We start from the raw sequence: 1,546 nt of genomic DNA, 5'->3' as shown, positions 1-1,546 counted from the left end.
GCTAGACTAAATGTTCGCCTTGGGACCGGGTGACCCGTCTCACAATATGCAGGTATCGAGGGTTGCGTGAGTTATCCTCGCACAGAGCCTCATGCATAGGAGACGGGCCGTGGCAGACACTATCACATATGTCGGATTGGACGTTCACAAAGAAACGATTTCGGTCGCGCTCGCTGATGGCGGCAAACGTGGGGACGTGCGCGCGTTTGGCCAGATCGTAAACACGCCAACGGCCTTGGCCCGTATGCTGGCGAAGCTTTCACAGCCAGGGCGGACGCTGAAGTTTTGCTACGAAGCAGGACCCTGCGGCTATGGCATTCAGCGCCAACTGTCTGCCGCAGGTCATGACTGCGTGGTTGTCGCCCCCTCTTTGATCCCGCGAAAGCCGGGCGATCGCATCAAGACAGACCGTCGAGATGCCAACAATCTGGCAAGGCTTCATCGCGCTGGTGAACTGAGCGCCGTCTGGATCCCCGATCCCGCCCATGAGGCGATGCGCGATCTGGTGCGGGCACGCCTGGCTGCCGTGCGCAGCCTGCGACAGGCGCGCCAGCAGCTCAGTGGATTCCTCCTGCGCCATGGCTGCCATTATGGCCGTCCAGCCTGGACGCAGATGCACCGCCGTTGGCTGGCAGGCCTCCGCTTCGCGCAACCGGCCCACTACATTGTGCTTGAGGATCATATCGCGACGATCGAGGCTGCTACGGACCGGCGGGATCGGCTGACGAAGCAAATCGAGATCATGTTGGGCGATTGGTCATTGGCCCCGGTCGTCCATGCATTGCAATCGCTGCGTGGCATGGCTCTGGTGACCGCAGCAACGATGATTGCCGAATTGGGCGATCTCAGCCGCTTCACAAACCCACGCCAATTGATGGCGTATCTTGGACTGGTGCCATCGGAGCATTCGAGCGGCGCAACCCGACGCCAGGGTGGCATTACGAAAGCGGGGAACGGAACCGCACGCCGCATGTTGATCGAGGCGGCCTGGAGCTACCGGTTTCCAGCAAGGGTGAGCCGCGAGCAATTGCTGCGCCAGGAGCAGCTTCCAAAAACGATCCGCGATACGGCGTGGAAAGCGCAGGTGCGGCTGTGCGGCCGCTATCGCAAGCTCACGAAGGCCGGAAAGCCAGCCACGACCGTGACCACAGCGATTGCGCGCGAACTGTCGGGCTTCGTCTGGTCGATTGCATGTCAGGTCGCGCGCCCGTTGAACACCGCCAAAGTCTAGATCAGCGAGGAGGAGAAGAGCCGATCAGAAAGCCATGTGCACCTGGGCAAGGCTGGGGGCACGGTCACGGCAGGAGAACCCTCGTTTCCACTATCAGCCGGTTTAATTCCGACGCTGCCAACTAGACTGAGGACGCTCCGCGACGCATCAGGTCCGGCGGTAACCAACCCGCGCATCAGAGCATGATCAACCGTCGTTCATTGACCGTGCCTCCTGCTTTCCCCAGGACGCACTCATACGAAACACGACGTCCGAGAACATCGGGCGGGAGAATTTCTATGCCTGCGACTTGAAAAGGCGAACATGAGAGTGGAT

1 protein-coding gene is annotated in these 1,546 nt (G+C 60.5%); it reads left to right on the top strand.

What is annotated here, in order from left to right; genetic code table 11:
• The first annotated feature begins 109 nt into the window (after nt 1-109).
• A complete protein-coding gene (locus BKP54_RS34715) occupies nt 110-1,231 on the top strand; it encodes an IS110 family transposase (protein WP_057212528.1) in 1,122 nt (373 codons plus the stop codon).
• Nucleotides 1,232-1,546 lie beyond the last annotated feature (315 nt).

The organism is Ensifer sp. 1H6 (assembly GCF_001976035.1).
Classification (GTDB): Bacteria; Pseudomonadota; Alphaproteobacteria; order Rhizobiales; family Rhizobiaceae; genus Ensifer; species Ensifer canadensis.
Note: the sequence above shows the minus strand (reverse complement) of the source record. Positions and strands in the feature narration are given on the sequence as shown.